Source organism: Pseudomonas sp. BC42, assembly GCF_021560055.1.
GTDB lineage: Bacteria > Pseudomonadota > Gammaproteobacteria > Pseudomonadales > Pseudomonadaceae > Aquipseudomonas.
Genome location: NZ_CP091067.1, coordinates 1,661,741 through 1,688,058, shown reverse-complemented (window position 1 = coordinate 1,688,058; position 26,318 = coordinate 1,661,741). Strand labels below are relative to the sequence as shown.

Below are 26,318 nucleotides of genomic sequence, written 5' to 3'. Positions count from 1 at the left end.
CTGGATCCCCTGCCTTCCTCGGCCCGCCTGCGCCCATCGGTCACCCCACGAGCCGGAAAATATCCTTATAATGCGTCCTCAAAACGGGCCCGCAACATTCCCTTACCGGATGAAAACGACCTGCTGAATCACGCGCCGGAACCGAAAGCCTCAGTTCCGCCCGACAGCAGCCTCAAGGCACCCGGACACATATTTCTGTTTATTGCCTGCGTTCACAGCTGCAACAAACGATTTCTATTGATTTAACGCGGCCAGTAGCGCCGTGTGAAAAGCCAACCCTTTTGTTTTCACACGGGCATCTGGCCCTCGAGCAGGAGACGACACGTCATGCTGAGCTGGGACGAATTCGACAAAGAAGAAGGCGAAGTTGCAGTCAAAGGCGCCAACGCCGGCCACGCCACTGAAGCCAACATGGACCGCCTCGACAGCGCCGGTGGTGCCGCAGCTCTGGAAGCTCGCGCCGTGACCGCCAATGACTCCGCTGCCGTTGCCCGGGCCAAGGCGTCCCTGGACCAGCTCGACATCGCCGAAGGCCTGGCCGAGCTGGAAGGCTCTTCCGCCCGCGTCGCGGTTGACGAAAAGCGCATGATCAACTGCCGCGCCGACCTCAACCAGCTGGTGCCGTTCAAGTACGACTGGGCCTGGCAGAAGTACCTCGACGGTTGCGCCAACCACTGGATGCCGCAAGAGGTCAACATGACCGCCGACATCGCCCTGTGGAAAAACCCGGAAGGCCTGACCGACGACGAGCGCCGCATCGTCATGCGCAACCTGGGCTTCTTCTCCACCGCCGACTCCCTGGTTGCCAACAACCTGGTACTGGCCGTGTACCGCCTGATCACCAACCCGGAATGCCGCCAGTACATCCTGCGCCAGGCATTCGAAGAGGCGATCCACACCCACGCCTACCAGTACTGCATCGAATCGCTGGCCATGGATGAAGGCGAGATCTTCAACATGTACCACGAGATTCCATCGGTCGCGAAGAAAGCCGCCTGGGGCCTGAAGTACACCCGTTCGATCTCCGATCCGAAGTTCGAAACCGGCACCGTCGACACCGACAAGGAGCTGCTGCGCAACCTGATCGCCTACTACTGCGTTCTGGAAGGCATCTTCTTCTACTGCGGCTTCACCCAGATCCTGTCCATGGGCCGCCGCAACAAAATGACCGGCGTTGCCGAGCAGTTCCAGTACATCCTGCGCGACGAATCCATGCACCTGAACTTCGGCATCGACGTGATCAACCAGATCAAGATCGAAAACCCGCACCTGTGGGATGCCGAGATGAAGGAAGAAGCCACCCAGATGATCCTCCAGGGCACCCAACTGGAAATCGAATACGCTCGCGACACCATGCCGCGCGGCGTGCTGGGCATGAACGCGGCGATGATGGAGGACTACCTCAAGTTCATCGCCAACCGTCGCCTGTCGCAGATCGGCCTGAAGGAAGAGTACCCAGGCACCACCAACCCGTTCCCATGGATGAGCGAGATCATGGACTTGAAGAAAGAGAAGAACTTCTTCGAGACCCGCGTGATCGAGTATCAAACTGGCGGTGCACTGAGCTGGGATTGATTCGCGGATCAATGCAACAAATAAGAAGCCCTGACTTGTTCAGGGCTTTTTTATTGGCCGAGGAAACAGACTGCGCAGATGGCCCATTAAAATGCGTGCAGGCTGCAGGAGCTGTGGTTATAAAGACCCCTCCCCCGCTTAAGGATCAAAGCGCTCATGAAATTCGATATCGCCTACTGCATCAGCCTCGACGACAAGTTGTCGATCTATGACGTGCGGGATCTGAATTTCGATGAAACCGTGGCTTTCGATTCCGCCCAGGAAAGCTTCCAGTGCCCCAACGATGAATGTCGCGCCGCCTTCGATGCCGCCAATCAGCTGGGCACCTTCAATGCCAAGAACGTCAATTACCTTCGCACCCCGCACTTCAAGAACCTGCCCGGCACGCTGCATATAGAAAGCTGCCCTTACCGGCTCAGCAAAGGTGCCGGCAGCATCGAAGGCGCAGCCGCCGAGGATGAACGCGAGGAACACTTCCCTTCGGAACTGCTGTTGACCCGCCGCGAGTACAAGCGCCGACCGAGCAGCCCGACTGCGGCGGCAGAGACGCCCCGGGACAATCCGCCCGCCGTGCCAGCCGGCCTGCAACACAACCACGCCGGGCGCGATAGCACCCCGGACAAGACCTGTGTCTTCGCCCACCCGGTGGAATGTTTCGTGTCAAACATCGACGACAAGGAACTGCTCAAGCGCATGCCGCTGAAGATCGGCGAGCACACCGCATCCTACGCCTCGTTCTTCAAGAAGATCGAGTACCTGCTGGACAACAAGGGGCTGATCTACTGGGGCAAGATCAAGGAAATCAAGGACTACACCCAGAGCTTTCGCATCGATTTCGAGCACAAGGTCTGGCTCAAGGCCGATGGCGAATCGAAGAAGAAGCCCTACTCGGTCAACGTCTACCTGAGCAAGAAACTGATCGACAACTATCGCAAGCGCAAAGCCTTCCTCGAAGAGATCAAGAGCGCCATCGACAGCCAGCGCGAGTTGTACTGTTTCTTCTACGGTGTCACCCCGACACTCAAGCAAGTGCCGAGCAAGAAAAACCCCGAAGCGACCTTCGGGGTCTTCAGCGCCAACATCGAGAACCTGGACCACTTCGTGATCCGCGAGGCACCGGGGCTTCACGCACAGTAGTCTCAGCCCCCACCAGGTTCTGCCCGCAGCGATGCCCCTGTCACGTCAGGCACAGGCTGACCAGCACCACCAGCAGCAGGCCGATGTACACCCGCGCATGCACCCGATCCGGGATACGACCGATCCAGGGCGTGGCCAGACGGATGCCCAGCAACGAGCCAAGGGACAATAGCGAAAACGCCAGCAGGTCCACATAGCCGATGAACCCGGGCCCGAAATCGGCTGGACTGAAGCGCGCCAGGGCCAGGTAAGTAGCGGTTCCGGCCAGGGCCACCGGCACGCTCAGGGGATTGGCCATGGAGGTGGCCTGGGTCATGCTCAAACCGCAACGGCGTAACAGAGGTACTGTCATGACGCTGCCCCCCACCCCGAGAAACGTCGCGATTACGCCTATTCCTACACCACCCAATAGAGTTTCGCCGGTGCCCAGGCGACGCGCCTGAGCCTGGTTCACCGGCTCAAGAAAGCCGCGCCGCAGCAGGCAGTCGGCAATGGTGATGCCCAGGTAGGCAATGAAGGCATACCGAATCACCTCGCCGCTGACCCACATCGCCGCGGCCGCTCCGCACATTGCCCCCAGGGCGATGTAGGCCCCCAGAGGCCACAGGTAATGGCGAACAAGATTGCCGGCCCGCTGATGCCGCCAACTGGCCAGCAGAGCATTGACGATCATCACGCAGGTCGAAGTGGCCACAGCGATGTGCATGGCCGAATGCCCCGCCGCCGAGTCGGCGCCCTGGCTGCTCAGCAGCATCCAGTACAACAGCGGCACCACCACAAAACCGCCGCCGAAGCCGAACAGCACCGCGCTGACGCCGGTCATGCAGCCAAAAACTGCCAGCAGTAGATAGAACATCGAGCCGCATCCGTCCGGGAAAGAAGCTGCGGACAATAAAAGATCGAGCCCTGGCCGACTTCAGCAAGTCAGCCAATAATGTTTGCGTTTACGCCAGCCAGGAACCTCGTCGCATGCGCAACATCTCCATCGACTCACTGGATCGGACACCGCGTCCGGTCGTGGCCATCGGCACCGACTATGCCGACGGCCAGCGCCTGCCGCGCCACAGTCATCGCCGGGCGCAACTGTTGTATGGCGCCACCGGCGTGATGCAGGTGGGCACGGCCCAGGGGAACTGGGTGGTGCCGCCGCAGCGGGCGGTCTGGATCCCGCCCGGGGTGGAACATGAGGTGCTGATGCTCGGGGTCAGCACCCGCAGTCTGTACATCGAACCCGCAGCAGCGCCGCTGGACAGCAGCGACTGTCAGGTGATCAGCGTCTCGCCCCTGTTGCGCCAGTTGCTTCTGGAGGCGGTGGAGCTTCCCCTGGAATACCCGCAGCACGGCAGGGACGGATTGCTGATCGACCTCCTTCTGCTTGAGTTGCAGCGCAGTCGCCCGCTGCCGCTGCATATCCCCCTGCCGGCCGCCGGTGCACTGCTGGGGCTGTGCCAGGCCTTCCTCGCTCGCCCGGATATTCACCAATCCCCGGAACACTGGGCAGGACAGCTGCATATCAGCTTGCGCACCTTCAACCGCAGCTTTCGCCGGCAGACGGGCATGAGCTTCATTCAATGGCGACAACGGGCCTGTGTGGTCCTGGCCCTGGCCCGGCTGGCTGCAGCCGAGCCGGTCACCCGCATCGCCCTGGACTTCGGCTACGACAGCCCCGGGGCGTTCTCCACCATGTTCCGCCGGGTATTGGGGCAATCCCCCAGCACCTACCTGAATCAGGAGGCTGCGTTCCCAGGTAAAACCTTGTGACCAAAGGCTCGGGGGTTGGCCGTAATTGAGTTTGATCAGCAAGCAAAACAACTGTACAAATAACCAGTATCAAGCCAACGCATTGCCTAACCTCCCGGAGAAAACCATGGCCTCTCTAGCGATGAAAATAACCCTGGAACGTATCGCCCTTTATCAGTTCACTCCGCAGCACTGTGCTCAGGCCCGCGACATGCTGGGCTGGGACATGGACCGGCTGTCCCGCGAGTCCAGCGTCTCGGTGCAAGCCATTCAGCGCTTTGAGGCCGGCTACGAGGTGCGTGACGTCACCCGGCTGGCCCTGGCCTTCTGCCTTGAGGCGCAAGGCCTGGTGTTCTTCCCCGGCTTCACCCCCGGCCGCGGCATGAACATCCGTGGAGCGACCCCCAATCCGATGGAGCGCCCTGACTACGCCATGATCGAATGATCGACGGCCCCGGGCAGCGGCCGACACCAGACCGGCGCTCAGCGCCAGGGTCGAAACCAGATGAATCGGGTAACTGGCCACCTTCGTGGCCAGTCCTGGTTCACGCGGACTCGATACCCATCTGCTCCAGCACGCCATCCACCTCCAGCCACCAGGTGCTGCCCCGCTGAGGCTGCGTCAGGCTGAAGGCTTCGCCCATCTGCGGCGTGGTGATGCTGATGCTGCGTTCCCAGGCCAGGGCCAGAATACGGTCGAAGGGTTCGTGCCAGGCATGCATGGCCAGGTCGAAGGTGCCGTTATGGATCGGCAGGAGCCAGCGGCCACGCAGATCGATATGGGCTTGCAGGGTTTGCTCCGGCTGCATGTGCACGTGGGGCCATTCGACGTTGTAGGCCCCGGTTTCCATCAGTGTCAGATCAAAGGGACCGTACTGCTGGCCGATGCGCTTGAAGCCGTCGAAATACCCCGTGTCACCGCTGAAAAAGATCCGTGTCGGGCCATCGATCATCACCCAGGAGGCCCACAGGGTGCGGTTGCCATCGAACAGGCCACGACCGGAAAAATGCTGCGACGGCGTGGCGACAAAACGTATGCCATCGACGTCGCATCCCTGCCACCAATCCAGCTGCCGCACCTTGCTCGCCGGTACCCCCCATTTGATCAGGGTGTCGCCCACGCCCAGCGGGGTCAGGAAGTGCCGGGTCTTGTCCGCCAGGGTCAGCACCGTCTGGTGGTCCAGGTGGTCGTAATGATCGTGGGACAGGATCACCGCCTCGATCTCCGGCAGCGCCTCCAGGCTGATGGGCGGCTGATGAAAGCGCTTTGGCCCGGCCCATTGCACCGGTGAGGCCCGCTCGGCAAACACCGGATCGGTGATCCAGAACTTGTCGCGCATCTTCAGCAGCACGGTGGAGTGGCCCAGGCGAAACACGCTGTGATTAGGCGCTGCCAGCAATTGCTCGCGGGTCAGTTCCTGCACCGGAATCGCCCCTGCTGGGCGGGTGTTGCGCGGTTTGTGGAACAGCATGTTCCAGAAGATCTGCAGGGTCTTGCCGAAACCGGCACGTCGCACCGGTGCATGGTTGCGAAAGGCGCCCTGCTCCTGACGAGAGGTTGGCTGACCAGAGGCGCGGGTTAGGCTGGACGAGACATTGGCCATGATTGAAAGGACTCCGTGGAACGCGGCAAGGTTCCGAGGTGGTTCTACGGGACGATCTACTGGCCAAGGCACGCAAGCATCAGCCGCCAATCATCGTTTTAAAGGATAACTACACTACACAGTGTAGTTTCTACATTGCAACAGGATTAAGACGAAGTAGACTGCCGATTGATTTAGCCGCCCACCCTGATCGAACCCAACTTATGACAGCTCCGAAGCGCCTCACCGACCTTAAACGCAATGCCATCATCCAGGCGGCGATCAGCGAATTCCGCGCCAGCGGCTTCGACATCACCAGCATGGACAAGATTGCCGCCACGGCCGGAGTATCCAAGCGCACGGTGTACAACCACTTTCCAAGCAAGGAGGAGTTGTTCGCCGAGATCCTGCACAAGCTCTGGGCCAGCATCAGCGCCCAAGCGGACGTCGTCTATCGCCACGACCAGCCCCTGCGCGAGCAACTGGAAGCCCTGTTGCGGGCCAAGCTGCAACTGCTGGCCGACGACAACTTCCTCGACCTGGCCCGAGTGGCCATTGCTGCCACCATCCACTCCCCCGAGCGGGCTCAGGACATGGTGGCGCGACTCGGCGAACGGGAGGAAGGCCTGACCCTGTGGATCCGCGGCGCCCTGGCCGACGGCCGCCTCAAGCCGCTGGACCCGGAGTTCGCTGCCCAGCAGATGCACGGGCTGCTCAAGAGTTTCGCGTTCTGGCCGCAGATCACCCTGGGCCAACCGCCCCTGGCAGCGGACCTGCAGACCCGGGTCATCGAGTCGGCACTGGACATGTTTCTCAGCCACTACCAGGCCTGATTCAGCGCGATCGACCGGCATGCCCTGCCCCGGCCACCGCGAAATGGCTTCGAAGGACACTGATTATTCCTAGTGGAATAAATGACAATATTCACCAGACTGATCCGATAAACGGCAAGGCCGCAAAAACACCACAAAGTGTTTCAGTGCAAAACCTGGTGCAGGAATTTATGGAAAACCAACGCGGCAAAGGGCTGTCATTTGCCCGACGCATCTATTGGCCAAGGATCATCGGCCTGGGCATCGGCGGCATCAGTGTCCTCGCGGCACTCGCTCCCCTGGCACTGCCCGACTGGATATGGGGCCTGCTGTTGTTCAACGGCCTGATCTGGCCCCACCTGGCCTATCAACTGTCCGCCCGTTCGGCGTTTCCCTACCGGGCAGAGCGGCGCAATCTGCTGTATGACTCGCTGCTGGGCGGTTTCTGGGCCGCGACCATGCAGTTCAACCCGCTGCCGGCGGTCACCATCCTCTCGATGATGGCCATGAACAACGTGGCCGCTGGTGGCCTGCGCCTGTTCATTCGCGGCAGTCTGGCCCAATGCACCGGGGTGCTGCTGTCCTGGGCGCTGTTCGGGCCACACGTCACCACCCACATCAGCCCGCTGCAGATCTACGCCTGCCTGCCCATGCTGACCCTCTATCCCCTGGCGGTGGGCATGGTCTGCTATCGCCTGGCGATCAAACTGTCCGAACACAAGCGCGCCCTGAGCGCCCTGAGCCGCACCGACAGCCTCACCGGCCTGCTCAACCACGGTTCCTGGAAGGACCTGCTGCACATCAAGTTCCACAAGTGCCGGCAGCGGCAGATGCACGCCTGCATCGCCCTGATCGACATCGACCACTTCAAGGCGATCAACGACACCTACGGCCACATCATTGGCGATACCGTGCTGCGCCACTTGAGCAACGAACTACGACGCAACCTGCGCCACGATGACCTGGCCGGCCGCTACGGTGGCGACGAGTTCTGCGTGATCCTGCCGCGCATGAGCCAGCAGCAGGCGCTCGATATCATGGAGCGCCTGCGCCGGGTCTTCAGCCAGTACCGGCACCCGCAAGTGAACGAGCTGAATGTCAGCCTGAGTATTGGTCTGGCAGCCTTCGATGCCGGTTTCGAGGATCCGGCCACCTGGCTCAATGCCGCGGACCAGGCCCTGTACCAGGCGAAAAAAACCGGACGCAACCGGATAGCCAGCAACGATGCCAACGGCTATGCAGCACAATCGCATTTGGCATAAAACCGAAAAAACTTATACAAAAAGGAAGTAAAAAATATTTTTGTACAAGTTTATTTGGATTTATCCAGGCAGTTGCCATCATAATGCCGCCACTTCGCTGCAACGGATGCCCACAACCGCAACTGCCGCCACCGAAGCCAATCAATCCAACTAAATCGATTCGCAGCCGCTACGTCTCCCTTGACGCGGCCACCGACGCGCGCCTGAAGCGTCCCCGTTGCATCGCTGCGAATGTATCTTCTGTCAGTCATGGAACGCTGACATTGAGCAGATAATGCCGAGCGCCGGGGAGCATTCGGCGTACCGGCGCACTCAATAGGGATCGACGCAACGTTTCTCCCACAGAGCACCTGCCCACATGCTATTCAACCGCCACAACAAGACCATCGACACCCTGAACCGAACCGTTGCCGAGCAATCGAGCCTGCTGGAGGCCATCGACCGCTCGATGGCGGTGATCGAGTTCGATCTGCAAGGCTGCGTATTGCGCGCCAACCACAACTTCCTCAAGACCCTGGGCTATCGCGAAGACCAGGTCCTCGGCCAGTCCCACCGCCTGTTCTGCACCCCGGAGTACGCCCGCAGCAGCGACTACCAGCAATTGTGGGCACGCCTCAGAGAAGGTCAGTTCCAGTCCGGAACCTTTGAACGGGTCAGCAGTGCCGGGCAGAGCCTGTGGCTGGAAGCCAGCTACAACCCTATCCGCGACGCCTCGGGCACGGTGTACAAAGTGGTCAAGTACGCCCTGGATGTCACCACTCGAATCCAGGAAGAGGCCGAGGCACGCAACAAGCTGGATGCCATCGACCGGGCCATGGCCGTGATCGAGTTCAACCTCGATGGCAGCATCATCAGCGCCAATGCCAACTTCCTCAGCCGCATGGGCTACAGCCTGGCGCAGGTCCAGGGCAAGCATCACCGGATGTTCTGCAAGCCCGAACTGGTCAACAGCAGCGCCTACCAGGACTTCTGGAATCGCCTGAACAAGGGCGAATTCTTCAACGGTCGCTTCGAACGGATCGACAAGCACGGCCGCACGCTGTGGCTGGAAGCCAACTACAACCCGGTCTACGACGCCAGCGGACGCCTGTGCAAAGTGGTCAAGTACGCCGCCGACGTCACCCAGCAGGTGGAGAAACACGAGCATGACGCCCATAGCGCGAGCCAGGCTTATCACATCTCGGTACAGACCCGGAAAGTCGCCGAGCAAGGCACCGGCGTGATCCAGCAGGCCGCCAGCGAAATGCGCCAGATCGCCCATAACATCGAGGACTCCTCCACCCTGATCGCCCGCCTGGGCGAACGTTCGGAACAGATCACCGCCATCGTCAACACCATCCGCGGGATTGCCGACCAGACCAACCTGCTGGCCCTCAATGCCGCCATCGAGGCCGCCCGGGCCGGAGAACAGGGGCGCGGCTTCGCCGTGGTGGCCGATGAGGTTCGCCAGTTGGCGGCGCGCACCAGCGGCTCGACCGCGGAAATCGCCAGCATGATCGACATGATCCAGAACGAAACCCTGCAAGCCATCAAGAGCATGGACGGCACCCGGGAACGGGCGGCCAAGGGCGTGCAACTGGCGGATCAGGCCGGCACCGTGATCCTGCAGATTCGCGATGGGGCCAGTGACGCGGTGCAAGCCGTGAGCATGTTCGCCAACGAACGCGATGCGCTGTAAGGGAGGGGTTTCCCGGCGTCGATCATGACGTCCGGGACAGCCTTGAGGACTATAGTGGCCTGACGTCCCAGTGCCTGGCGGAGGCCATCATGAGTTCCAGCAACACGCCCGAAGAAACCACTCCGGTCACCGATCACCTGCGCTTTCACCGCGCCCATGCCCACCTGGCCCCCACCTTCGGCAACGATGCCTTCGCCTTGAAGGCCGAGGCCTTTGCCCGTTTCTTCGGCACCCCGACCTTTCTCGGGGCACAGACCCTGATCGTGGTGATCTGGATCGCCCTCAACCTCAGCGGCGTCACTCAGTTCGACGTCTATCCCTTCATCCTTCTCAACCTGGCCTTCAGCCTGCAGGCGGCCTACGCCGCGCCGCTGATCCTGCTGGCCCAGACCCGCCAGGCCGCCCGCGACAAGGCCCAGTCCGACGCCGACGCCCAGCACCGCGAGGCCCTGGCCATCGCCAACAGCGAACGCCAGGCCCAGGCCGCGCAAACCACCGGGCAACTGCTGGAGCTGCTGGAGCAGAACACCCGCCTCACGGAAATGACCAAGCAACTGAGCGAACGCATCGAAAACCTCACCAGCGAGATGCACGCGCACTTCGTCCGCAAGGAGCCACCAGCGGCCTGAACTGTTCAGGGCCAGCGCAGATGACGCCCCAGCTCATCGAACAGCGTCACCACCGAGCGCAGGGCCCGACAGTCCGGGCGGGTCAACAGCCACAAGGCGGTTGCATGCTCCAGGGGCTCGCCGAGGGCTTCCAGGTCACCACCGCCCAGGAGAAAGTCCGGCAACGCCGCCACCCCCAGGCCGGCCCGCACCAGCTCGGTCACCGCCAGCATGCTGTTGCAGCGATAACTGGGTTGCACGCCGGGCCACTGCTGACGGCGCCAGACCACCGTGGGGTGATCCGGCAGAAAGTCATCCGGGGCAATCCAGGCCACCCGCGCCAGATCGGTGCAATCCACCCGGTGCCGATACGCCGGGCTGGTGCACACCCGATACGCCACCGCCCCCAGGCAGCGCCCCACCAGATGCTCCGGAGGCGTCGCGGTGAGGCGCACGGCGATGTCCGCATCGCGACGGTTGAGGTTGGCGAAATCATTCGAAGTGCAGAGTTCGATGACCAGCGCCGGGTACTTGGGCATGAACTGCGCCAGGGCCGGCAGCAACAGGCCCTGCAACACCGAATCGGTACAGGTCAGGCGCACCGTGCCGCTGATCACCTCGCCGCCCTGGGCCACACCGATCCGCGCCGCCTCCAGGGCCTGTTCCGCCTGTTCGGCCTGCAGTGCCAGGGCCTGGGCCAGGCTGGTAGGCAGGTAGCCGGCACGGCTCTTGTCGAACAGTTGCTGACCGAGCCCGGCCTCCAGGCGGCGCACGGCACGAAACACCGTCGAAACATCCACCTTGAGCAGGGCCGCGGCACGGGCCAGGGAGCCGCCACGGACCAGGGCCAGGACCAGCGACAGATCGGGGTAGTCCAGCTGATAGTGCGCTGCTGCATTGATCACTTGGGTAAACGCCAATATTGATTGCATGGACGCCAATCTATAGTGGCCCCAGGCAATCGACAAGTCAGTGCCCCTACCGGAGAAGCCCATGCAAGCACCCGCCTCGCCCCCCACCCTGCGCATCGCCCTGGTGGGGGATCACGACCCACTGATCACCGCGCACCAGGCCATTCCCCTGGCCCTGGATCAGGCCGCAGCCGACGCCGCCATCACCCTCGACGTGCAATGGCTGGCCACTGCCGAGCTGACTGAGGAGCACCTGTTGCAAGGCTTCGACGCCATCTGGTGCGTGCCCGGCAGCCCCTACCGGAATATCCACGGCGCCCTGCTGGCGATCCGCGTGGCCCGGGAGCAACAGCGCCCCTTCCTCGGCACCTGCGGCGGCTTTCAGCATGCGGTCCTGGAATACGCGCGCAACGTGCTGGGCTGGACCGATGCCGAACACGGCGAGATCGCCCCCGATGCCGAACGCGCACTGCTCACCCCCTTGAGCTGCGCCCTGGTGGAGGCCCGTGAGCGCATCGAACTGCAAGACGGCAGTCGGATCGCCAAGGCCTATGGCACCCGGCACATCGAGGAAGGCTATCGCTGCCGCTACGGCGTCAATCCGGACTTTGCCGGGCCCCTGCTCGCTGGCGCCCTGCGCGCCAGCGGCCACGACCGCCTGGGAGATCTGCGCGCCGTGGAGCTCGCCGATCATCCATTTTTCGTCGCCACCCTGTTCCAGCCCGAACGCGCGGCCCTCAAGGGCCACACGCCGCCCCTGGTCAGCGCCCTGCTCAATGCCTGCCTGGAGACCCGAGGATGATCGGCCAGACACCCGCCCCGCCCTACTACGCCGTGATCTTCAGTTCCCAACGCGGTGCCGCGGACCCCGAGTACGATCAGGCCGCCGAACGCATGCTGGAGCTGGCGCGTCGGCAACCGGGCTTTCTCGGGGTCGAATCGGCTCGGGGCGCGGACGGTTTCGGAATCACCGTGTCCTACTGGAGCAGTGAGGCGGCAATCCTGGCGTGGAAGCACCACGCCGAACACAGCGCCATCCGCGAGCGCGGGCGCAAGGATTGGTACCAGTCCTGTCATACCCGGGTCGGCCAGGTCGAACGGGCCTACGCCTTCGACCCCCAAGCCCAGGCCTGAACCGCGGCCCACAGCGGTTCAGGCCGGCCGCCGGATCAATCCTGAGCCGTCGGCAACAGGCTGCGCACGGCCTGGATTTCCGGCAGATCGCTACGGCGCATATAGACCCGTAGCGGTTCGCTGATGTTGATCCGGTCGTCGATGTTCTGGTCCAGCAACAACTGGATCTGCTCGCGCTTGAGGCTCATGGCCTGATCGGACACCGGCGCCCAGACAAATTCGCTGGCCGGCACTATGGCGTCGTCGGCCACATCCATGCCGAAGGAGTCTTCGCTGAAACGCACGATGTAACGGCCGGTCTTGCGATTGAAGCCGACAAAACCCTTGAGCTGGTCGGCGGCCTGGCAGATGAGTTCAGAGGTGATGCTCATGGTAAACCTCACGGTAAGTCCCACAGGACTGGGTGATCGATGGTCTACACGCGAGGCAAGGAAAGGGTTGTTTTCAGGCTTCCCTCTGCTGGGGAAACTGCGCGCCCAAGAGTACTGCAAAGCGCCGGAAAAAACCCTGAATGATGCGCATGAGAAGGATTTATGTCGCCCTTGAGATAGCACAAGCGTCATTGTGTTGCTAAAAGATAGGTCCTTGCCCCCGCCTCCACGAAAGGATTTCGAGCATGCCAGCGACCTTCACCCCTTGCGCCCTGATGTTGAGCCTGATGCTCGGTTGCGGCCTGGCCCAGGCCGCTGAACAGCCGGATCCGAATGCCCTGGCGGCGCGCCTGGGCATCCCCCAGCCAGCCGTGATCGCCCACCGTGGCGCCTCGTTCGATGCCCCAGAGTCCACTGCGGCGGCCTACCGGCTGGCCCGGGATCTGGGGGCGGACTATCTGGAACTGGACCTGCAGCGCAGCAAGGACGGCGTGCTCTTCGCCCTGCATGACAACAACCTGCTACGCACCACCGACGTGGCGCAGAAATTCCCCGAGCGCAAGGACAGCCCGCCCAACGCCTTCACCATGGCCGAGCTCAAGCACCTCGACGCCGGCAGCTGGTTCAACCAGGCGCATCCGGATCGCGCCCGGCCGGGCTTTGCCGGCCTGAAGATCCTGACCCTGGACGAGATTATCGACATCGCCCAAGGCAGCACGCAGCACAAGCCCGGGCTGTACATCGAAACCAAGGAGCCGCAGCTGTTCCCCGGCATCGAGCACGAGCTCAAGGAAAAGCTCCAGGATCGCGGCTGGCTCAGCCCGGCGGGCTCAAAACTGGCCAAGAGCGAGCTGGCCGTGGGCCAGGGCAAAGGCAAGGTGGTGCTGCAGACTTTCGACAGACACAGCCTGGATCTGCTGCACAAGGAAATGCCCCAGGTGCCCAAGGTGCTGCTGTTGTGGATCGGGCCCGGCAGCATCGAACCGGCGTCCAGCGTCACCTTCGCCAACAGCGGCGAAACCGACAAGGCGGCCTTCTACGCCAAGCAGCAACCCAAGGACCCCGGCGAATTCAAACGCTGGATCGACTACGCCAAGGCCCAGGGCGCCATCGGCACCGGTCCCTCCACGGCACTGACGGCGGGCGGCGAGCAAAGCTACGCGGATCTGGTGCAACCCTGGATGAATCAGTACACCCACGATCAGGGCCTGCTGGTACACGCCTACACCCTCGACGAGCCGGTGGACTTCCAGAAGGTCATGGACGCCGGGGTCGACGGTATCTTCACCAACCGCAGCGCCGAGTTGCTCAAGTACTTCAAGCGTCCGGCCAACGCCAGCGTGGCCCAACTGCTGGAGGCCGGCGGTTACTGAATGTCTGTCTCGCACTGGAGCGGCGAGCTCTGGCTGGGGCATGACTTCGGCCTGATACAGGGAGCCATGGGGCGCACCGCGCCCCATGCCCACTACGCCCATCAACTGATCATCGCCCCCGAGCAACCGGTGACGCTGGAGCTCGACGGCACGCGCCACAGCGGACACTTCCTGATGATCCAGGCGCTGCAGCGGCATGCCATTCTCCAGGCGCCCGACAACGCCTTCACGGTCTATGCCGAGCCGTTGTCGATCGCCGCCGAGGACCTGCTGGCCTGCGTTCACAACCTGCGCCCCTCGTTGCCCACACTGGAGGCGGCGCTGCGCGCCTGCCCGCGCCTGCCCCTGGCCGACCGGCGTGTGGCGCGGGCCCTGCAGGCCCTGGATGCAGGGCTCGCAGGCAAGGTGGTGGCGGCGCAACTGGCGGCCAGGGCCCACCTGTCCCTGAGCCAGCTGGAGCGCCTGTTCGCCCGCGACGTGGGCTTGCCGGTGCGGCGCCTGGTGCTGTGGCGGCGTCTGCGCCTGGCCATGGCCCTGTTGCTCGACGGCCAGCCCGTGGCCCAGGCGGCCCACAGCGCCGGCTTTGCCGACAGCGCGCACTTCTCCCGCACCCTGAAAGCGCTGTTCGGGGTCACCGCCGGCCAGGCCCTGAAAACCCTCAGGCCTCGCCTGCTGGATTGACCGGCCGGCGCAGCGCCGCAGGCACCTTGGGCTCGGCGGCATAGCGCTGGACCCTGAACGGCTCCAGCAACTGCGGCCAATACGCCAGCGGGTAGTCGGGGCGGCTGCCGATGCCCAGGTCGCCCTGGCGCATCGCGTAGTCGTCCCGATAGAACCCGGTGCCCAACAGCCAGTCCCAGAGGTTGAAGAACAGCCCGAAGTTCACATCGCCGGCGCGGCCATACTTCATGTGGTGAAAGCGATGCACCGGAGCCCAGGCAAACACCCGCCGCAGCGGCCCCATGCGCATATCGACGTTGGAATGCTGCAACAGCAAGGCAACGCCAATGGCCAGGGCCAGCAGTTGCGCCACCGGCAACGGGATGCCCAGCAGCACCAGCGGCAGCAACCCCGCCGAGGCCTCCAGCATCTGGTGCAGGGGGTGCTTGAGCAGCCCGTTGAAACCGTACAGGCGCTGCACACTGTGGTGCACCGCGTGCAGGCGCCACAGCCAGGCCCAGCGATGGCTGGCGTAATGGGCCAGGCTGATCCCGCCGTCGGCGATCACTATCGCCAGCAGCAACTGCCCCCAGAGCGGCCAGTCCCGGGGCCACAGGCCATCGCCACCGAGCACGGCCACCAGCCCCGGCAAGGCCAGCAGCCCCAGCGCATTCAGGCTTTCATTGACCAGCGCGTGCAAGGCATCGCGCAGCCGGTCGCCCTGGGAGCGGTTCCAGGCCGGCTCGTAAGGCAGCGCCCACTCCGCCAGGAACGACACCAGCAGCGCCGCAGCGAACAGCACCAGCAAACCCAGGGCACAAGCCTGCCCGCCACTCATCCAATACACCCCACCGGCGATGAATCCGCCAAGAAACAAGGGACCGTACAACCACGCCAGCATGCGTTTCATTCTTGGTGTCTCCTTAAAAAGCGAGAGCCCAGCTTGCCGGGGTCACCCGGCCCGCGGCTTGAACAAACGACGCAAACACGGCGCTGAATTAAGGGTGAATTAAGTTGCACTGGCTAATCTGTGCCCATCGAAAGCCATCAAGCCAAGGAATCAACACCATGACCCGTTTCTCTGCACTGTTTGCCGCTGCCGCCCTGACCCTGACCGCCGGCCTGGCCCAGGCCGATGTCCGTCCGGACCTGATCCCGGGCCTGCTCAAGTCCGGCGCCATCATGGACCTGGAACAACTCAACCAGGCCGCCCTGGCCCAGCACCCCGGCACCACCGCCGCCAGCATCACCGACACCGAGCTGGAGCAGACCGCCACCGGCGCCTACGTCTACCAGGTGGAACTGCGTGACAGCAAAGGCATCGAGTGGGACGTGGACCTGGACGCCAAGACCGGCAAGGTCCTGAGCAACAAGCAGGATCGCTAACCCGCCACACGGCACAAGGCCGCGCTCCCGAAAAGGGGCGCGGCCTTGTGCCGTGTAGCGGACGAACAGTTCAGGCGCTGGTGCTGACCAGCGAGCCCGAGGAGCCGCTCTCCGACTCCTGCAACGCCTGGAGCAAGGCCGCCGTCGCGGTTTGCAGGGACGCGCTGGTAGTGGCCACCTGAGCCTGGGCCGCTGCCACCGCTGCCGCCTTGGCGTCGGCACTTTCCTGGCTGGTCTGCGCCGCTTGCAGCTGCTGTTGCTGCTCCTGCAACTGCTTTTGCAGCTGCGCGATCTGCTTGCGCAGCTCCTTCACCGTATCGCTGCTGGAGTCTTCGCTGCCGGAGCTGTCCCCGGCCGCCGCGGCGCCGCCCGCAGCCGGTGCCTTGCCGGCTGCGCCGACGTCGGTGGCGTTGCCGCTGCTGGTGGCGCTGCTGTCGCCGGCACTGGCGTCAATTCGCGTCTTGCTCGGGGTGACCGGGGTCTGGCTGATGGCAATTGACGTGATGCTGACCATGGCGTGGATCCTGATTGGGGAAAGATACCCGGTCATCGACAGCGCCCCCCGCCACTTGAGAGTGATCCTGTATCGGCCTGGTAAGCAGGCCGATACAGGATGATCGGCGTCAGGCGCTCAGACGCGACGTGACCTCGTTCAACTGGCCCGACAGACCATGCAGGTCACGGCTCGCCGCCTCGGTGCGCTGCACATTGTCCAGATTGGTACTGGCAATCGACGTGATCTCGGTCAGGTTGCGGGAAATGTCCTCGGCCACCGAGGTCTGCTCTTCGGCGGCGGTGGCGATCTGCCGGTTCATGTCGCGGATCGCCTCCACGGCCTGGGTGATGCGTTCGAGCATGGCACCGGCTTCGGTCACTTGCTGCACGCTCTGCTCGCTGCGGGACTGGCCGCTCTCGATGGCCAGGGCCGCGTCCACCGCGCCGGTCTGCACGCTCTGGATGATCTGGTTGATCTCGATGATCGACGCCGCGGTGCGTTGCGCCAGGCTGCGCACCTCGTCGGCAACCACGGCGAATCCGCGCCCGGCCTCACCGGCCCGGGCCGCTTCAATGGCGGCATTGAGCGCCAGCAGGTTGGTCTGCTCGGCAATCCCCTGGATCACTTCCAGCACCTTGCCGATACGCCCGCTGTCGGCTTCCAGGCGACGGATCACGGTCGCGGTGTTGGCGATCTCGCCACGCATCTGGGTGATGCTGTGGATGGTGCTCTGCATCACCTGCTCGCCCTGCTGCGCCGACTGGTCGGCATCGTCCGCGGCACGCGCGGCGTCGGCGGCGTGGCGTGCCACTTCCTGGGCGGTGGCGGACATTTCGTTCATCGCCGTGGCCACCTGATCGGTGCGGCTGAACTGTTCGTTGGTGCCCTGGGACATCAGCGTGGCGATGGCATTGAGCTCGCCGCTGGAGCTGTCCAGGTCCGAGGCGCTGCGCTGCAGGCTGCTGAAGGTCTGGGCCAGGAAGTCGCGCAGGGTGTTGGCGGCGGCCGCCAGCTTGCCCAGTTCGTCCTGACGCTCGCTGGCCACCCGCTGGGCCAACTGGCCACGGCTGAGCTGGGCGACGTAGTCGATCAACTGGCGGATCGGCTCCACCAGGCTACGGTTGACCAGCCACAGGCTGAGCAGGCCGATCAGCAGGCCGGACACCAGCATCACCAGGATCCCCATCCACACCGTGCGGTCGGCCGCCGTGCTGATCTCGCGGGATTGCTGTTCGCCGTTCTTGCGCAGTTCGGTCACCAGCTCGCTCATCTGCTCGCTGGTAGCCCGGTCCACGCCTTTCACTGCAGCGTCACCGGCGCTCGGGTCGGCACCGCCAGCCACGTAGGCATCGCGGCCCTTCTGATAGGCCGAACCCAACTGCCGGTGCTCATCCGCCAGACGCTGCACCCGACTCTTGAGAGAAGCCTCCATCCCGGGCGTCCGGGCCAACTGGCCGAGGATGTTCTGCACATCGCGCTGGCGGTCTTCGAACTGCTGCCAGTACTTGTTCAGTTCCTGGGGCTGTTTGCCCCGCAGCAGCACGTTCTTCCACTCCTGCACCTGGCTCTTGAACTGCAGGTTGGCCTCGTCGATCAGCTGTGAACTGCGCAGCGGGCCGTCGATCAGCTCGCGGTAGCTCTGCACGCCACCGGACAACAAGTGAAAACACGCCAGGGCGATCAACAGCATCGCCAGCAGACTACCGCTCAGCAGGGCAAGAATTTGCGCTCTCAGGGATTTTTGCAAAAACATCGAGAAGATCTCATGGCAGGGATAGAGCAGGCCCACTCAAGGGCTTGCGTAGGTCCGAACTTCCCTGTCAGGCACATTCGAACCGGGTCGAATGTGTGTTGCATGTGAGCGTGATCGGCATCCGCGCGGCATTCTTGAACGTCGCCGACCACCGGTAGAGCGCCGCGGATTGTGCACGTACAAACGTCACAAAACTGTCAAAGAGCCTTGCCATGATGTGGCCCAAGTGAACCTGAAAAACCCGCGCCAGGCACTGTCCCTCCTGCGAGCCCCCATGAACCACAGCCTCGACCAGATTCACCGCGATTCCGATCTGTTTGGCCTGCTCTACGGTTTCAGTTTTCGCCCCGGCGAACGCGGTCATGAACTGGATTCCGCCAAGGCCCTGCAAGCCCTGCAACACCCCCAGGACAGTGATGAATTCCTCTGGCTGCACCTGAACCTGGCCCACGCGGCCTGCGAGCGCTGGATGAAGGCCCACCTGCAACTGCCCGAGGAGTTCTTCGAAGCCCTGCACGAAGGTTCGCGCTCGACCCGCATCGAACACGTGGACTCGGCCCTGCTGGCGGTGGTCAACGACGTGGTGTTCAACTTCAGCAGCATGGTGTCCTCGGACATCTCCACCCTGTGGGTCTGCGTGCGCAGCAATCTGATCATCAGCGCCCGCCTGCAGCCCCTGCATTCGGTGGACAAGCTGCGCTCCTCGGTCAAGGCCGGCGAACGCTTTCGCTCGCCCCTGGAGTTGCTGGTGCACCTGCTGCGCGACCAGGGCGAGGTGCTGACCCAGATCGTGCGCAAGACCAGCCTCAGCGTCGACCAGATCGAGGACCAGCTACTGGCCGCCCGGGTCTCCAGCAACCGTGCCGAACTGGGGGCCATGCGCCGGGTGCTGGTGCGCCTGCAACGCCTGCTGGCCCTGGAACCGGGTTCCCTGCTGCGCCTGCTCAACCGCCCGCCGCAATGGCTGCAGAAGGACGACGTCAAGGAGCTGCGCAAATCCACCGAAGAGTTCGCCCTGATCATCAACGACCTCACGGCCCTGGGCGAACGGATCAAACTGCTGCAGGAAGAGATTGCCGCCAACCTCAACGAACAGACCAACCGCACCCTGTTCACCCTGACCGTGGTCACGGTGCTGGCGCTGCCGATCAACATCATTGCCGGCTTCTTCGGCATGAACGTCGGCGGCATTCCGTTTTCCGGCGACCCGGAGGGCTTCTGGATCCTGGTGGCGCTGGTGGCCACCTTCACCCTGATCGCCGGGCGCTGGGCCTTCCGCAAGCGCCAGGACTACTGAAACACTCCCTGTAGGAGCCGGCTTGCCGGCGAAGGCGTCCGCCAAGGCAGGTGCTTGGCTTGAGGGCCTCTTCGCCGGCAAGCCGGCTCCTACGGGATGAGCGGGATGGCGGGATGAGCACGGATGTCGGCGCGGGCGGGATCGGATCAACGGAACGGCTCAATTGCGCAAACACTGATCTGAGGCAGTCTCCCTGTAACATTTGGCAACGATCATGGGCGACACTCCTTTCCAGCAACAGGATTGTCCGGCAATGGCCACCCCGTCACTGACTGCCGCGTCTCCCAGCCCCGACATCAAACCGCAACTGGATAAAAAACCCGGTGCCTTCACCCTGGTGATCTTCTTCGCCGTGCTGGCCATGGGCTTGCTGTTCACCGCCTACAGCCTGGTGCACGACATGCACGAGCTGGGCACCACGGTCACCACCTGGACCCCGTTCCTGCTGCTGGGCGTGGCGCTGCTGATCGCCCTGGGCTTCGAGTTCGTCAACGGTTTCCACGACACCGCCAACGCCGTGGCCACGGTGATCTACACCCACTCCCTGCCGCCACAGTTCGCGGTGGTCTGGTCCGGCCTGTTCAACTTCCTCGGGGTGCTGCTGTCCAGCGGCGCGGTGGCCTTCGGCATCATCGCCCTGCTGCCGGTGGAGCTGATCCTGCAAGTGGGCTCCTCCGCCGGCTTCGCCATGATCTTCGCCCTGCTGATCGCCGCCATCCTGTGGAACCTCGGCACCTGGTGGCTGGGGCTGCCGGCCTCTTCGTCCCACACCCTGATCGGCTCGATCATCGGCGTCGGCGTGGCCAACGCACTGATGCACGGCCGCGACGGCACCAGCGGCGTGGACTGGAGCCAGGCCACCAAGGTCGGCTACGCGCTGTTGTTCTCGCCACTGATCGGCTTCGTGTTCGCCGCCCTGCTGCTGTTGGCCCTGCGCCTGTTCGTCAAGAACCGCGCCCTGTACAAGGCGCCCAAGGGCGACGCGCCGCCACCCTGGTGGATTCGCGGCCTGCTGATCCTGACCTGCACCGGGGTGTCCTTCGCCCACGGCTCCAACGACGGCCAGAAAGGCATGGGCCTGATCATGCTGATCCTGGTGGGCACCCTGCCCATGGCCTACGCGCTGAACCGCACCATGCCCGCCGACCAGTCGCTGCAGTTCGCCGCGGTGGCCGAAGTCACCCAGCAAGCCCTGATCAAGAGCGCCCCGCAACCGGCACCGGCCGATCCTCGCGCGGTGCTCTCGGAGTACATGCGCAGCAAGCAAGCGACACCGGAACTGATCCCCGCCCTGGCCGCCCTGACCGGTGCCATCGGCAGTGAAGTGAAGGGCTACGGCTCCCTGGCCAAGGTGCCCGCCGAAGCCATGGGCAACGTGCGCAACGACATGTACCTGACCAGCGAAGCGATCCGCCTGATGGACAAGCACCAGGTCGGCCACTTCGATCAGGACACCCGGGACAAGCTGCAGCTGTTCAAGCAGCAGATCGACAACGCCACCCGCTTCATTCCGCTGTGGGTGAAGATCGCCGTGGCCATCGCCCTCGGCCTGGGCACCATGGTCGGCTGGAAGCGCATCGTCGTGACCGTCGGCGAGAAGATCGGCAAGACCCACCTGACCTATGCCCAGGGCGCCTCGGCGGAAACCGTGGCGATGCTGACCATCGGCGCGGCGGACCTGTTCGGCCTGCCGGTGTCGACCACCCACGTGCTGTCCTCGGGGGTGGCCGGGACCATGGTGGCCAATGGCGGAGGGTTGCAGATGCGCACCATCCGCAACCTGGCCATGGCCTGGGTCCTGACCCTGCCGGCGGCGATCCTGCTCTCCGGCAGCCTGTACTGGCTGTTCACCCAACTGTTCTGAGCAGCCAGCGCCTGCGCCGTCGCCCGCTCAGCCGGCGGCGGGCAGGCCGCGCTGCAAGCGAGCGGCGAGCCCGGCCTGCAAGGCAAACGCCAGGACCCCGGTCAGTGGCGCGGAAAAACTCGCCAGGCCGCCCCCCGCCCACATCAGCATCAGGCCCAGGGCCGTGCCGCCGAACCAGGCCATCAGCCCCACCGGGTTGAAGGCCGCCACGCGATCGAGCGCCGCGCCGTCGGTACGCCCCAGCAAGATCTGCGCCAGGGCCACGCCCACCCAGGCCACCACGAAGATCCCCTGATAGGCCAGGGCCTTGAGCAGGTAGGCGAACACGTCCGCCAGCATCAGGCCATAGACGATGATGCCCACGGCCACCGCCCACATCAGGTAGGAACCGCGCAAGCCGAAGCGGGCGAAGAACGCCTGCATGTTCAGGGTCGCCAGGTAGTAGTTGGCGGTGTTGATCCGGGTCTGGGTGGCCCAGACGAACAACAGGCCCCAGAGCCCCATCAACTGCAGTATGGCCATCACCACCGAGACTTCATTGAGGGCGCCCTCATGGGGAATGCTGCTCACCAGGTAGATCCCCGCCGCACCGTTGAGCAAGAACGTCACCGCGTAGAACGGCATGCCGAAGTTCCAGCGACCGTGGTAGCCGGCGTCTTCGGGCTTGCCGAAGCGCGCGTAGTCGAAGGTGAACAGCATCAGGATCCACACCCCCATGTAGGCCACGAAGCAATCCCACCAGCCCGTGCTGCTGGGATTGGCCGGGCCGAAATCCAGCCATTGCGGCTGGTAGCCATAACGGCTGATGGACAGGCCCACGGCGAACAGCAAGCCCCCCAGGTACACCGGCAGCAGCACGCCGTTGAGCTTGTCCAGCCAGTGCTGCACGCTGCCCAGGATCAGCGGCACGCTGTACAGCACCACCACCAGCGCCGCCAGCGGGTACAGCAGTTGCGGGTACAGGTGGTTGAGCGCCACGGCGATCACCGAGCCCTCGAACACCGCGTAGTAGATGGCCGTGGAGAAAAAGATCAGGGTCGCCAGGCAAGCCCCGGTGCTGCCGAACAGCAACCGCGAGAACAGCGCCACCGAGAGCCCGCTGCGCATGGCGAAGCGGCTGAGCACGCTGTTGATCAGGCCATAGCTGAGCACCGACAGGAGCATGCCGATCAAGGCATTGCGGGTGCCGTAGGACAAGGCCAGGGAGGCGCCGACCACGATGTAGAACATCGCGCTGCACACCGCCCACCAGGCCATGGTCAGGGACAGCCGGCCCATGCGTGCATCGCTGGGTAGGGCCACGTTGGCCGGGGTCTGCCCGGTTTGATTCGCTTGCGATAAAGCTGCCATATGCGTGTACTCCAGAACCGATCAAGGGTTGAAGCGCGGGCAGCCGTCACCGCACCGAAGTGCGGCGTTGGCGTACCGTTTGGCATGGCCCGCGCGATGCGGCGGGCAGAATCAGGAAGGAAACAGTTTGCTCAGACAGCCGAGCTTTTTCTTGTAGGAGCGCCGGGCCTCCAGCGCTTCTTCGAGGGTCACCGCGACAAAGCGGGCCTTCTGGTTGGGCTGCATCTGGCCGATCAGGTCAAGGTCGGCGCTGATCACCGTGCCGATCATGGCGTAGCCGCCACCGGACACCGCGTCCCGGTGCAGGACAATGGGCTCCAGCCCCGCCGGCACCTGGATCGAGCCGATCGGGTAGCAGCTGTCGACGATGTTCGAAGGATCGGAACCGGCGCCGAACGGCTGCTCCCGGGGCTGGAAGCTCAAGGCGCTGCCACCCTTGAAGCGATAGCCGATGCGGTCCGCTTCCGAGCCCACGGTCCAGGGTTCGGCGAAGAAGCTGGCCTTGGCCGCGTCGCTCAAGCGTTCGTAGTACAGGCCCGGCACCACCCGCAGGGTGATCTCGCCGCCCAGGGACTGGCGCAGCGCCATGGGCAAGCTGGCACCGGCTCGCCCCTTGCCGCTGGCGACGCCCACCGGCAGCTCATCCCCGGCCGCCAGACGCCGGCCCTGGAAGCCACCCAGGGCGCCCAGGGCGTAGGTCGAGCGGCTGCCCAACACCAGCGGCACATCGATGCCACCGGCCACCGCCAGATAGGCTCGGGCCCCGGCCTTGGGAAAGTCGAAGCGCAGCACTTGCCCGGCCTTGACCGCAAAGGCGGTGTCCAGGTGCATGTCCACACCATCGAGCTTGGGCGTCATGTGGGCGCCGCAAACCGCCACCAGGGCGTCGGCGCCGAACTCAAGCTCCGGCCCGAGCAGCGTGCACTCCAGCCCCGCCGCGCCTGCCGGGTTGCCCACCAATTGGTTGGCCGCGCTCAGGGCGTACTGGTCCAGGGCCCCGGACGGCGGAATCCCCAGGTGATAGAAACCTTCGCGACCCAAGTCCTGCACCGATGTGGCCAGGCCCGGTTTGATGACCTTGATCATGCCAGCACCTCCTGCAGCGATTTGGGATAGCCGACCGGATCGGCGAGAAAGGCATCCAGGGAAAACTCCACCTCGCGGATGCGCAGGTCGAAGCGCCCGGCCTCGACCTCGGCCACCGCCCGGTCATAGGCCTCGCGGTCGATGGGCTTGAACTGCACGATGTCCCCCGGACGGAAGAACACCATGTGCGCCTTGAGGTAGGCCAGTTGCTGCTGCGGGTCGTAGATCGGTGCCGGAGTGACGCCGAACATCTGGTAGCCACCGGCGCCACGCACCGAGTAGATGCAGCCGAAACAGCCACCGTGGCCCAGGGTCAGCTTGGGCGTATCGGTGCGCGGCCGCAGGTACTTGGGCACCTGCAACTGCCGTTGGCGCTCGACCATCTGGAACATGAACGGCAACCCGGCGACGAAGCCCACCATGGAGACGAACCAGGGCGCGCCGCTGTGGGCGGCAATGAAGGCCTCGACGTCCGCCAGGCCGTTGATCCGCGCCGCGTACTCAAGATCGGTGGCGCTGGGGTCCTGGTGCCGGTCGCGAAAGCGCATCAGGGTTTCATGGGTCCAGGGGTCGTTGTACAGCACCGGGATCTCGATGATCCGCGTGTGCAGGCTGCGCTCGGCCACCGCCCCGGCCTCGGCCTGCTGCACCGCTTCCAGCAGGGCTTGCGGGGCGATGCGATCCGGGTCGAAACGGATCTGGAACGAGGCATTGGCCAGGCACACATCCAGCACCCCGTCCAATTCCAGGCGCTCCACGGCGCGGGTCACCGCCATGCCCTTGAAGAAGGCTTCCAGGGACATGCTGTCGCTGACTTCGGCGAACAGGTGCTCGTCGGCACCAAAGCTGTAGCGGATCGGCTGGCTCATGCGACACCTCCGGCGCGGCGCGTGGCCAGCCAGGTTTCCAGGGTTCCGGTGTGAAAGTCGGCCTGCTGCAACCAGGGTTCGGCCAGCAGTTCACGGTGCAGCGACAAGGTACTGGCCATGCCGCTCAGGGTGGTCTGCTCCACGGCCAGACGCGCCCGGGCCAGGGCCTGGTCGCGATCGGCTCCGTGGACGATCAGCTTGGCCAGCAGCGAGTCGTAGTACGGCGGCACAGCATAGCCCGGGTACAGGTGGCTATCGACCCGCACTCCCGGCCCCTGCGGCCAGACCAGTTGCTCGACCCGACCCGGGCTGGGGAAGAAATCCCGCGCCGGGTCTTCGGCGTTCAGGCGCATCTGCAAGGCCGCGCCATTGAGCTGGATATCGCTCTGGCGCAACCCCAGGGGCTCGCCCCCGGCAATGCGCAACATGGCCTGGACCAGGTCGATGCCGGTGATCAGCTCGCTGATCGGGTGCTCGACCTGGATCCGCGTGTTCATTTCGATAAAGAAGAACTCGCCGGTGCTGTCGTCATACAGGTATTCCAGGGTGCCAGCGCCCTGATAGCCCAAGGCTTGGGTCAGGCGCACGGCGCTGCTGCACAACTGCTCACGCTGCTCGCTGCTGAGTACAGGCGACGGCGCTTCCTCGAAGATCTTCTGCCGCCGCCGTTGCAGCGAGCACTCGCGCTCGAACAGGTGCACCGCGTGCTGGCCATCGCCCAGAACCTGGACCTCGATATGCCGCGCGCGGCCGATGAAACGCTCCAGGTACACCGCGCCATTGCCGAACGCGGTCTGGGCTTCGCGTTGCGCCCGCGGGAACTCCTCGGCCAGTTGTGCAGCGTCCTGGGCCAGGCGGATCCCGCGCCCGCCACCACCGGCACTGGCCTTGATCAACAGCGGGAAGCCCACGCTGTCAGCGGCCTTGAGCGCGGCCTCCAGGTCAAAGAGCTCGTCCGGTGAACCGGGTACCACCGGCACCCCGGCCGCCTGGGCGGTGCGCCGGGCTTCGGCCTTGTCCCCCATGCGGCGGATGGTTTCGGCGCTGGGCCCGACGAAAATTGCCCCGGCCTCGACCACTGCCTCGGCGAAACCGGCGTTCTCGGAAAGAAAGCCATAGCCCGGGTGCACCGCGTTGGCACCGCTGGCCTGCAAGGCCGCGAGCAGGGCCTGGATATTCAGGTAGCTCTTGTCGGCTCGGGCCGGGCCGATGATCTGCACTTCATCGGCCAGGCGCGCGGCCATGGAGTCGGCATCCGCCTCGCTGCACGCGGCAACCGTGGGAATGCCCAGGGCCTTGGCCGCGCCAATGATGCGCACGGCGATCTCGCCACGGTTGGCCACCAGCAATTTCTTGATTGCTTGAGTCATGCC

26 protein-coding genes are annotated in these 26,318 nt (G+C 64.2%); 15 read left to right on the top strand and 11 right to left on the bottom strand.

Annotated features, from left to right (window positions below):
• Positions 1 to 327: 327 nt before the first annotated feature.
• Both L1O02_RS08005 and L1O02_RS08000 read left to right on the top strand, forming a co-directional pair.
• A complete protein-coding gene (locus L1O02_RS08005) occupies positions 328 to 1,575 on the top strand; it encodes a ribonucleotide-diphosphate reductase subunit beta (RefSeq protein WP_060840605.1) in 1,248 nt (415 codons plus the stop codon).
• A gap of 156 nt (positions 1,576 to 1,731) precedes the next feature.
• Positions 1,732 to 2,712, top strand: coding sequence for a hypothetical protein (locus L1O02_RS08000; protein WP_235759760.1), 981 nt, complete (start codon positions 1,732 to 1,734; stop codon positions 2,710 to 2,712).
• 40 nt (positions 2,713 to 2,752) lie between these two features.
• On the opposite strand, the gene L1O02_RS07995 is transcribed toward L1O02_RS08000, so the two are convergent.
• Positions 2,753 to 3,568 carry a sulfite exporter TauE/SafE family protein gene (locus L1O02_RS07995; RefSeq protein WP_060844384.1) on the bottom strand — a complete coding sequence of 272 codons (816 nt, stop codon included), beginning with the start codon at positions 3,566 to 3,568 and terminating at the stop codon, positions 2,753 to 2,755.
• A gap of 113 nt (positions 3,569 to 3,681) precedes the next feature.
• On the opposite strand from L1O02_RS07995, the gene L1O02_RS07990 reads away from it, so the two are divergent.
• Both L1O02_RS07990 and L1O02_RS07985 read left to right on the top strand, forming a co-directional pair.
• Complete coding sequence (locus L1O02_RS07990; RefSeq protein ID WP_235759759.1) at positions 3,682 to 4,473, top strand: helix-turn-helix transcriptional regulator; 792 nt, start codon at positions 3,682 to 3,684, stop codon at positions 4,471 to 4,473.
• A gap of 106 nt (positions 4,474 to 4,579) precedes the next feature.
• Positions 4,580 to 4,897, top strand: a complete 318-nt coding sequence (locus L1O02_RS07985; RefSeq protein WP_060840609.1) for an XRE family transcriptional regulator — start codon at positions 4,580 to 4,582, stop codon at positions 4,895 to 4,897.
• Between the two features lie 100 nt (positions 4,898 to 4,997).
• On the opposite strand, the gene L1O02_RS07980 is transcribed toward L1O02_RS07985, so the two are convergent.
• A complete protein-coding gene (locus L1O02_RS07980) occupies positions 4,998 to 6,056 on the bottom strand; it encodes an MBL fold metallo-hydrolase (protein WP_060844386.1) in 1,059 nt (352 codons plus the stop codon).
• A gap of 203 nt (positions 6,057 to 6,259) precedes the next feature.
• Between L1O02_RS07980 and L1O02_RS07975 the strand changes: the two genes are divergently transcribed.
• From L1O02_RS07975 to L1O02_RS07960, 4 genes are all read left to right on the top strand, one after another.
• On the top strand, positions 6,260 to 6,868 hold the full coding sequence (locus tag L1O02_RS07975; protein ID WP_060840611.1) for a TetR/AcrR family transcriptional regulator: 609 nt from the start codon (positions 6,260 to 6,262) through the stop codon (positions 6,866 to 6,868).
• A gap of 170 nt (positions 6,869 to 7,038) precedes the next feature.
• Complete coding sequence (locus L1O02_RS07970) at positions 7,039 to 8,109, top strand: diguanylate cyclase (RefSeq protein ID WP_060844388.1); 1,071 nt, start codon at positions 7,039 to 7,041, stop codon at positions 8,107 to 8,109.
• Positions 8,110 to 8,467: 358 nt separating this feature from the next.
• Entirely contained in the window at positions 8,468 to 9,787 is a 1,320-nt protein-coding gene (locus tag L1O02_RS07965; protein WP_108545372.1) for a PAS domain-containing methyl-accepting chemotaxis protein, read from the top strand.
• A gap of 89 nt (positions 9,788 to 9,876) precedes the next feature.
• Entirely contained in the window at positions 9,877 to 10,416 is a 540-nt protein-coding gene (locus L1O02_RS07960; protein WP_060840613.1) for a DUF1003 domain-containing protein, read from the top strand.
• A 5-nt stretch (positions 10,417 to 10,421) separates the two neighbouring features.
• Here L1O02_RS07960 and L1O02_RS07955 read toward each other — a convergent pair whose 3' ends face one another.
• Positions 10,422 to 11,327 carry a LysR family transcriptional regulator gene (locus L1O02_RS07955; RefSeq protein WP_181321593.1) on the bottom strand — a complete coding sequence of 302 codons (906 nt, stop codon included), beginning with the start codon at positions 11,325 to 11,327 and terminating at the stop codon, positions 10,422 to 10,424.
• Between the two features lie 61 nt (positions 11,328 to 11,388).
• Here L1O02_RS07955 and L1O02_RS07950 point away from each other — a divergent pair, with 61 nt between their 5' ends.
• Together L1O02_RS07950 and L1O02_RS07945 are read left to right on the top strand one after the other, a co-directional pair.
• Positions 11,389 to 12,108: a CTP synthase gene (locus L1O02_RS07950; protein ID WP_060840614.1), complete on the top strand. Its 720-nt coding sequence runs from the start codon at positions 11,389 to 11,391 to the stop codon at positions 12,106 to 12,108.
• On the top strand, positions 12,105 to 12,440 hold the full coding sequence (locus tag L1O02_RS07945) for an antibiotic biosynthesis monooxygenase (protein ID WP_060840615.1): 336 nt from the start codon (positions 12,105 to 12,107) through the stop codon (positions 12,438 to 12,440). The genes L1O02_RS07950 and L1O02_RS07945 overlap by 4 nt, the downstream gene beginning before the upstream one ends.
• A 35-nt stretch (positions 12,441 to 12,475) precedes the next feature.
• Here the strand turns inward: L1O02_RS07945 and L1O02_RS07940 are convergent, their stop codons facing one another.
• Complete coding sequence (locus L1O02_RS07940) at positions 12,476 to 12,811, bottom strand: DUF2025 family protein (RefSeq protein ID WP_016968120.1); 336 nt, start codon at positions 12,809 to 12,811, stop codon at positions 12,476 to 12,478.
• 245 nt (positions 12,812 to 13,056) lie between these two features.
• Here L1O02_RS07940 and L1O02_RS07935 point away from each other — a divergent pair, with 245 nt between their 5' ends.
• Positions 13,057 to 14,184 (top strand): glycerophosphodiester phosphodiesterase, encoded by a 1,128-nt coding sequence (locus L1O02_RS07935; protein WP_108545371.1) that lies wholly within the window; start codon positions 13,057 to 13,059, stop codon positions 14,182 to 14,184.
• On the top strand, positions 14,185 to 14,865 hold the full coding sequence (locus L1O02_RS07930; protein WP_108545370.1) for an AraC family transcriptional regulator: 681 nt from the start codon (positions 14,185 to 14,187) through the stop codon (positions 14,863 to 14,865).
• Here the strand turns inward: L1O02_RS07930 and L1O02_RS07925 are convergent.
• On the bottom strand, positions 14,843 to 15,754 hold the full coding sequence (locus L1O02_RS07925) for a sterol desaturase family protein (RefSeq protein ID WP_060840618.1): 912 nt from the start codon (positions 15,752 to 15,754) through the stop codon (positions 14,843 to 14,845). The two genes, L1O02_RS07930 and L1O02_RS07925, sit on opposite strands and share 23 nt — an antisense overlap.
• Before the next feature lie 158 nt (positions 15,755 to 15,912).
• On the opposite strand from L1O02_RS07925, the gene L1O02_RS07920 reads away from it, so the two are divergent.
• Entirely contained in the window at positions 15,913 to 16,230 is a 318-nt protein-coding gene (locus L1O02_RS07920; RefSeq protein ID WP_060840619.1) for a PepSY domain-containing protein, read from the top strand.
• A gap of 70 nt (positions 16,231 to 16,300) precedes the next feature.
• Here the strand turns inward: L1O02_RS07920 and L1O02_RS07915 are convergent, their stop codons facing one another.
• Complete coding sequence (locus L1O02_RS07915) at positions 16,301 to 16,744, bottom strand: hypothetical protein (RefSeq protein WP_108545369.1); 444 nt, start codon at positions 16,742 to 16,744, stop codon at positions 16,301 to 16,303.
• 109 nt (positions 16,745 to 16,853) lie between these two features.
• Entirely contained in the window at positions 16,854 to 18,479 is a 1,626-nt protein-coding gene (locus L1O02_RS07910; protein WP_060840621.1) for a methyl-accepting chemotaxis protein, read from the bottom strand.
• 274 nt (positions 18,480 to 18,753) lie between these two features.
• On the opposite strand from L1O02_RS07910, the gene L1O02_RS07905 reads away from it, so the two are divergent.
• The gene (locus L1O02_RS07905; RefSeq protein ID WP_060842002.1) at positions 18,754 to 19,776 is read left to right on the top strand and encodes a transporter; all 1,023 of its coding nucleotides are present in this window, start codon (positions 18,754 to 18,756) and stop codon (positions 19,774 to 19,776) included.
• Positions 19,777 to 20,029: 253 nt separating this feature from the next.
• Positions 20,030 to 21,640 (top strand): inorganic phosphate transporter, encoded by a 1,611-nt coding sequence (locus tag L1O02_RS07900; RefSeq protein WP_060840622.1) that lies wholly within the window; start codon positions 20,030 to 20,032, stop codon positions 21,638 to 21,640.
• Positions 21,641 to 21,667: 27 nt separating this feature from the next.
• Here the strand turns inward: L1O02_RS07900 and L1O02_RS07895 are convergent, their stop codons facing one another.
• The 4 genes from L1O02_RS07895 to L1O02_RS07880 form a co-directional block, all read right to left on the bottom strand.
• Positions 21,668 to 22,990, bottom strand: coding sequence for an allantoin permease (locus L1O02_RS07895; RefSeq protein WP_060844393.1), 1,323 nt, complete (start codon positions 22,988 to 22,990; stop codon positions 21,668 to 21,670).
• Positions 22,991 to 23,101: 111 nt separating this feature from the next.
• Positions 23,102 to 24,076 (bottom strand): biotin-dependent carboxyltransferase family protein, encoded by a 975-nt coding sequence (locus L1O02_RS07890; RefSeq protein ID WP_060844394.1) that lies wholly within the window; start codon positions 24,074 to 24,076, stop codon positions 23,102 to 23,104.
• Positions 24,073 to 24,945 (bottom strand): allophanate hydrolase subunit 1, encoded by an 873-nt coding sequence (locus L1O02_RS07885; protein ID WP_060840625.1) that lies wholly within the window; start codon positions 24,943 to 24,945, stop codon positions 24,073 to 24,075. Before L1O02_RS07885 ends, L1O02_RS07890 begins: the two co-directional genes overlap by 4 nt.
• Positions 24,942 to 26,315, bottom strand: coding sequence for an acetyl-CoA carboxylase biotin carboxylase subunit (locus tag L1O02_RS07880; RefSeq protein ID WP_235759758.1), 1,374 nt, complete (start codon positions 26,313 to 26,315; stop codon positions 24,942 to 24,944). The genes L1O02_RS07885 and L1O02_RS07880 overlap by 4 nt, the downstream gene beginning before the upstream one ends.
• Positions 26,316 to 26,318 lie beyond the last annotated feature (3 nt).

Excerpts from the sequence above, each read along its gene's own strand:
- L1O02_RS07905 (WP_060842002.1), top strand. The coding sequence starts at position 18,754 with ATGAACCACAGCCTCGACCAGATTCACCGCGATTCCGATCTGTTTGGC.
- L1O02_RS07935 (WP_108545371.1), top strand. The coding sequence starts at position 13,057 with ATGCCAGCGACCTTCACCCCTTGCGCCCTGATGTTGAGCCTGATGCTC.
- L1O02_RS07965 (WP_108545372.1), top strand. The coding sequence starts at position 8,468 with ATGCTATTCAACCGCCACAACAAGACCATCGACACCCTGAACCGAACC.
- L1O02_RS08005 (WP_060840605.1), top strand. The coding sequence starts at position 328 with ATGCTGAGCTGGGACGAATTCGACAAAGAAGAAGGCGAAGTTGCAGTC.
- L1O02_RS07900 (WP_060840622.1), top strand. The coding sequence starts at position 20,030 with ATGGCCACCCCGTCACTGACTGCCGCGTCTCCCAGCCCCGACATCAAA.
- L1O02_RS07890 (WP_060844394.1), bottom strand. The coding sequence starts at position 24,076 with ATGATCAAGGTCATCAAACCGGGCCTGGCCACATCGGTGCAGGACTTG.
- L1O02_RS07915 (WP_108545369.1), bottom strand. The coding sequence starts at position 16,744 with ATGGTCAGCATCACGTCAATTGCCATCAGCCAGACCCCGGTCACCCCG.
- L1O02_RS07925 (WP_060840618.1), bottom strand. The coding sequence starts at position 15,754 with ATGAAACGCATGCTGGCGTGGTTGTACGGTCCCTTGTTTCTTGGCGGA.
- L1O02_RS07975 (WP_060840611.1), top strand. The coding sequence starts at position 6,260 with ATGACAGCTCCGAAGCGCCTCACCGACCTTAAACGCAATGCCATCATC.
- L1O02_RS07920 (WP_060840619.1), top strand. The coding sequence starts at position 15,913 with ATGACCCGTTTCTCTGCACTGTTTGCCGCTGCCGCCCTGACCCTGACC.
- L1O02_RS07880 (WP_235759758.1), bottom strand. The coding sequence starts at position 26,315 with ATGACTCAAGCAATCAAGAAATTGCTGGTGGCCAACCGTGGCGAGATC.
- L1O02_RS07985 (WP_060840609.1), top strand. The coding sequence starts at position 4,580 with ATGGCCTCTCTAGCGATGAAAATAACCCTGGAACGTATCGCCCTTTAT.
- L1O02_RS07995 (WP_060844384.1), bottom strand. The coding sequence starts at position 3,568 with ATGTTCTATCTACTGCTGGCAGTTTTTGGCTGCATGACCGGCGTCAGC.
- L1O02_RS07945 (WP_060840615.1), top strand. The coding sequence starts at position 12,105 with ATGATCGGCCAGACACCCGCCCCGCCCTACTACGCCGTGATCTTCAGT.
- L1O02_RS07930 (WP_108545370.1), top strand. The coding sequence starts at position 14,185 with ATGTCTGTCTCGCACTGGAGCGGCGAGCTCTGGCTGGGGCATGACTTC.
- L1O02_RS07970 (WP_060844388.1), top strand. The coding sequence starts at position 7,039 with ATGGAAAACCAACGCGGCAAAGGGCTGTCATTTGCCCGACGCATCTAT.
- L1O02_RS07960 (WP_060840613.1), top strand. The coding sequence starts at position 9,877 with ATGAGTTCCAGCAACACGCCCGAAGAAACCACTCCGGTCACCGATCAC.
- L1O02_RS07950 (WP_060840614.1), top strand. The coding sequence starts at position 11,389 with ATGCAAGCACCCGCCTCGCCCCCCACCCTGCGCATCGCCCTGGTGGGG.
- L1O02_RS08000 (WP_235759760.1), top strand. The coding sequence starts at position 1,732 with ATGAAATTCGATATCGCCTACTGCATCAGCCTCGACGACAAGTTGTCG.
- L1O02_RS07910 (WP_060840621.1), bottom strand. The coding sequence starts at position 18,479 with ATGTTTTTGCAAAAATCCCTGAGAGCGCAAATTCTTGCCCTGCTGAGC.
- L1O02_RS07895 (WP_060844393.1), bottom strand. The coding sequence starts at position 22,990 with ATGGCAGCTTTATCGCAAGCGAATCAAACCGGGCAGACCCCGGCCAAC.
- L1O02_RS07940 (WP_016968120.1), bottom strand. The coding sequence starts at position 12,811 with ATGAGCATCACCTCTGAACTCATCTGCCAGGCCGCCGACCAGCTCAAG.
- L1O02_RS07980 (WP_060844386.1), bottom strand. The coding sequence starts at position 6,056 with ATGGCCAATGTCTCGTCCAGCCTAACCCGCGCCTCTGGTCAGCCAACC.
- L1O02_RS07885 (WP_060840625.1), bottom strand. The coding sequence starts at position 24,945 with ATGAGCCAGCCGATCCGCTACAGCTTTGGTGCCGACGAGCACCTGTTC.
- L1O02_RS07955 (WP_181321593.1), bottom strand. The coding sequence starts at position 11,327 with ATGCAATCAATATTGGCGTTTACCCAAGTGATCAATGCAGCAGCGCAC.
- L1O02_RS07990 (WP_235759759.1), top strand. The coding sequence starts at position 3,682 with ATGCGCAACATCTCCATCGACTCACTGGATCGGACACCGCGTCCGGTC.